This is a genomic window from Neobacillus drentensis, from assembly GCF_036966985.1.
Taxonomy (GTDB): Bacteria; Bacillota; Bacilli; order Bacillales; family Cytobacillaceae; genus Neobacillus; species Neobacillus drentensis_E.
The window spans coordinates 2,827-7,512 of record NZ_JBALSN010000067.1; the positions used below are offsets into that span (position 1 = coordinate 2,827).

Here is a 4,686-nt window from a genome sequence, read left to right on the forward strand (position 1 = left end):
GGAGTCTTCGTGCCTTCCGCTCCAATCAACAGGGTGCCAAAATCATCAATGAATTTCCATTGCCTTTTATTAGTTTAAATAGGCCCTCTCCATGATATAATAACCTTCGAGTTTGTATTATAATGTCTAGCTCCAGCGCCCAGCGGCTAGTGTACTTCGCTCTTTTCCCGTCGATAAGTAACATCGGATCACTAACGTTCTCCGTGTTTCCTTTATCTCAGTCAAAGTGCTCCAGTCCATACGCCGCTAAACGGGCGCTTCCGCTTTTCTATTTGGTAGGTGAATGAATGAGGTCTGTGAATCAGTCTAAGGCTCTGTTTAGGGGGGCTTTTATCTTAATGCTTGCGGCACTAATCACTAAAATATTAAGTGCCTTTTACCGGATTCCTTTTCAAAACATTGTTGGCGATATCGGTTTTTACATATACCAACAAGTGTACCCGTTTTATGGAATGGCCATCGTCCTTTCGACGACGGGCTTTCCGGTTGTTATCTCTAAGCTTTATGCGGAGCAGAAACTAAAAGGTGACGATATAAAATCACGTCTCCTGCTGTTTTTCTCCTTTATTTATTTGCAATTATTTGGTTTTCTTTGTTTCTTGATTCTTTATTTTGGGGCGGGGAGCATCGCTGTTTGGATGAATGACCCGCATCTAGCTATTCTCTTACGAGTTGTCTCGGTTGTGTTTTTAATGTTTCCGCTGATGTCAATCTTACGTGGGTATTACCAAGGAGTTGGCGACATGGTTCCTACCGCCTTATCCCAGGTAGGGGAACAATCAACAAGGGTGGTAACCATTCTCTTTCTGGCATATCTTTTTATGGAAAGAGACTACTCTCTGTATCTTGTCGGCGGAGGGGCAATGTTTGGCTCAATTACAGGTAGTATGATCTCAGGAATCATCTTGTTTATGTTTTTGTGGATTCGTAAAGAATGGAAGGTAATAGCACCCAGCCCAGGTATGTTTCAAAACTATGCTGGTGAGGCCAAAAAGATCCTAAAGGCACTGATCTTTCAAGGATTAACGATTTGTATCAGCGGAATGCTGATGATTTTTATCCAGTTAGGGGATTCATTAAATCTCTTCTCCCTGCTTGTCTCAAGCGGAATTGAAAAGGACGTGGCTAAGGGCCTTAAGGGGATATTTGATCGGGGGCAGCCGCTTATTCAGTTAGGAACCATTGCTGCGACCTCGATGTCTTTAACACTCGTTCCCTTAATTACAAGAGAGCGTTTATCTGCCAAACCGGAATTTTTACAACACAAAATTCAAGTTGCCCTTAAGGTAAGTGTGATCATAGGTGTTGGGGCTTCGGCCGGACTATGGGCTATTATTGAACCAACAAATACAATGCTTTTTGAAAATAACGCAGGATCTGAGGTCATCGGTGTGCTTGGTTTTATGATCCTATTTACATCAATTACATCAACGATCATTGCCATTATGCAAGGGCTGGGTGTCATGCTTTTTCCTGCAATCGTTTCTGCCCTCGCCTTTCCATTAAAATATATGCTAAATGGTGTGTTCGTCCCCTTATATGGAACGATGGGTGCTGCCATTTCATCACTGGTTTCACTATGTCTCGTCACAGTTCTGTTATTCGTTCAATTTAAAAAGATCACCAGGTTCTCGCTATTTTCTCTTCGCTTTGCATGGACGGTGATCATGGCGACAGCAGCTATGGTCGTCTTTTTAAAAATTTATTTATATTTATTGGGCACAGGTGATATTGGACGAATCGAGGCCGTCTTTCAATCGCTAAGTTCCGCTATATTAGGTGGATTCCTCTTTTTATTCGTGATGATTAGAGGTAGAGTATTTCGTGAGGAAGAGCTATCATTATTTCCATTTGGAAGTAAATTAATAAAATTAATGGCCCGAAAGGATAGGAATAAATGGTGAAAAAGATCGAAATTCTTGGTTTAGGTGCAGGAGATTTAACGCAGCTTCCCGTTGGAGTCTATAAGAAGTTACTGAATGCAGGAGAGGTATTTTTACGGACGAAGGAGCATCCTGTTGTCTCTGAGTTAGAAATAGAAGGATTTACTTATCTTTCGTTTGATTCGATTTATGAAAAACATGATCAATTCGAGGAAGTATATGAAGAAATTGTTCAGACATTATTGGATAAGGCCGACCGCGAGACGGTGGTTTATGCGGTCCCAGGCCATCCGCTTGTGGCGGAGCGGACCGTACAGCTCCTTTTAGAGTATGGTCCAAAGCGAGGGATTGAAATTACGATTGGCGGCGGTCAAAGCTTTATTGACGCCTTATTCACTTCGTTAAAAATTGACCCCATTGAAGGATTTCAATTGCTTGACGGGACATTACTTTCCAAAGAGCAGCTGCAGATTGAACAACATATGATCATAGGCCAAGTATATGATCAATTTGTTGCTTCCAACGTGAAATTAACGTTAATGGAAAAATTACCTGATGATTATTTGGTGTATATTGTAACGGCAGCAGGAAGCAGCCAGGAAATCATTGAGAAAGTAGCTTTATATGAGTTGGATCGAAATGTATCGATTAACAATTTAACATCCGTATATATCCCGCCAGTCAAAGAGGAACAAATCCTGTTAAAGAATTTTTCAAAACTGCGGGAAATTATTGCCGAACTTAGAAGTCCAACAGGCTGTCCATGGGACAGGGAGCAAACACATGAATCCTTAAAGAAATACTTAATTGAAGAAACCTACGAGGTTATTGATGCGATAAATAGTGGGGATATTGATCATATAATCGAAGAACTTGGTGATGTACTGTTGCAGGTCATGCTCCATGCACAAATTGGCGAGGATGATGGTTATTTTTCGATAGATGACATTATTGAGGGATTATCAGCAAAAATGATTCGACGCCATCCCCATGTGTTCGGAAATGTTGAGGCAGGGAATGCAGAAGAGGCCCTTCGAAATTGGCAGGAGATTAAGAAACAGGAAAAGGGTGGAGAAGAACCTGCCTCTTTACTTGAGGGTGTGTCGATGGCATTACCGAATCTGTTAAGAGCCTATGAACTACAAAAGAAAGCAGCCAAGGTTGGCTTTGATTGGCAGGAAATTACCCCTGCTTTGGAGAAAGTGAAGGAAGAACTCGAAGAATTTGTGCAGGAACTAGATGGAACAGAAGAAGGGATGGAGCGAGCGAAAGGGGAATTTGGTGATTTATTATTTGCGTTTGTGAACGTCGCCAGATTCTTAAAGATTCATCCAGAAGAATCTTTGTTCGAAACAAATGAAAAGTTTACCCGCCGGTTTCAGTTTGTAGAGGAAAAGGTTAAAGAAAGCGGCCGGACATTTGAGGAACATACACTTGAACAACTTGACCATTATTGGGATGAAGCAAAGGTTAAGGGATTATAAAAGAGGGGGAAAACTACATGCGTCTTGATAAATTTTTAAAAGTATCTCGTTTAATTAAAAGAAGGACCTTAGCAAAAGAAGTATCGGATCAAGGGAGAATTGAAATTAATGGGAAAGAGGCAAAGGCCAGTTCAACGGTAAAAGTCGGCGATGAACTAACCATTCGTTTGGGACAAAGAAAGGTAACGGCAAGGATTGACCGGATTCAAGATACTACACGCAAGGAAGAAGCCGCAGAAATGTATACCATCATAAATGAAGAAAGAATTGGCTCCACTGAATCGCCCTTTTAGTAACCGGGTTCTAATTCTTTCATCCCTCACATAAATATGTATCAAAAAGGTTGTACAAATGATTGTGAGGGATGTTAATGAGCCAATTTTATGAGAATAATCCATCAAAGAGCAGCGTTCCAGAACATGATGTCATCATGAGGGGCCGAAAGTTGCTTGATATTACAGGGGTTAAACAAGTTGAAAGTTTTGATAATGAAGAGTTTTTACTCGAGACATCCATGGGATTTTTAGCCATCAAAGGGCAAAACCTGCAAATGAAAAATTTAGATGTAGAAAAGGGGCTTGTTTCGATCAAGGGGAAGATCTTTGATTTAGTTTACCTTGATGAACAGCACGGGGAGAAAGCTAAAGGATTCTTTAGTAAGTTATTCCGATGACCCTCTCGACTCAATTTTTCACCCTGCTTTCGATGATTGGAATGGGCACGTTGTTTGGTGCCATGTTCGATACTTATCAGCGGTTTTTAAAACGACCGAAAAGGAAGCAATGGATTGTCTTTTTTAATGATTTACTCTTTTGGATTATTCAAGCAGTGATTATTTTTTATACCCTATTTTTAGTCAATAATGGCGAGCTTAGATTTTATATCTTCCTCGCTCTTATTTGTGGATTTGCCGCTTACCAAAGCCTATTTAAGGGCATCTACCTTCGCTTGCTCGAATTTGTGATAAAGTCTGTTATAGCGATCAGCCGCTTCCTAAAAAAGACCTTCCAGCTCTTGATCTATAAACCAATTGTTGGTCTTATTCAGTTAGTTATCATCATTATCATTGCGATTGGCAGGGGCCTTTTCACCCTTGTTAAATTTATTGGTAAGGTTTTATTATTAATAGTCAAAATTATTTTATTTCCATTGCAAAAAATCCTATTGGTTTTTTGGAAACTTTTGCCGAAAAGTATTAAAAAATCCGTCGAGAAGTTATATAATAAAACGGCAGGAAATTTTCAGAGAATCAGGAATTATATTACTAAGTTAATAGATAGATGGAAAAAACGAAAAGAGTAAGGCGGTGAGGGAAATGG

The 4,686-nt window shown here is 40.1% G+C and carries 5 protein-coding genes; all 5 read left to right on the plus strand.

Translation table 11 applies throughout. From position 1 onward, the window contains the following. Positions 1-287: 287 nt before the first annotated feature. The 5 genes from V7659_RS04950 to yabQ all read left to right on the plus strand — a co-directional run bounded on the left by V7659_RS04950 (position 288) and on the right by yabQ (position 4,669). Positions 288-1,904, plus strand: coding sequence for a putative polysaccharide biosynthesis protein (locus V7659_RS04950; protein ID WP_335538521.1), 1,617 nt, complete (start codon positions 288-290; stop codon positions 1,902-1,904). Next, a complete protein-coding gene (mazG, locus tag V7659_RS04955) occupies positions 1,898-3,367 on the plus strand; it encodes a nucleoside triphosphate pyrophosphohydrolase (protein ID WP_335538523.1) in 1,470 nt (489 codons plus the stop codon). Before V7659_RS04950 ends, mazG begins: the two co-directional genes overlap by 7 nt. A 17-nt stretch (positions 3,368-3,384) precedes the next feature. Beyond that, positions 3,385-3,660 (plus strand): RNA-binding S4 domain-containing protein, encoded by a 276-nt coding sequence (locus V7659_RS04960; protein ID WP_026565458.1) that lies wholly within the window; start codon positions 3,385-3,387, stop codon positions 3,658-3,660. Positions 3,661-3,737: 77 nt separating this feature from the next. Beyond that, complete coding sequence (gene yabP / locus V7659_RS04965) at positions 3,738-4,040, plus strand: sporulation protein YabP (RefSeq protein ID WP_144555619.1); 303 nt, start codon at positions 3,738-3,740, stop codon at positions 4,038-4,040. Beyond that, on the plus strand, positions 4,037-4,669 hold the full coding sequence (gene yabQ / locus V7659_RS04970) for a spore cortex biosynthesis protein YabQ (protein WP_335538525.1): 633 nt from the start codon (positions 4,037-4,039) through the stop codon (positions 4,667-4,669). The genes yabP and yabQ overlap by 4 nt, the downstream gene beginning before the upstream one ends. Positions 4,670-4,686 lie beyond the last annotated feature (17 nt).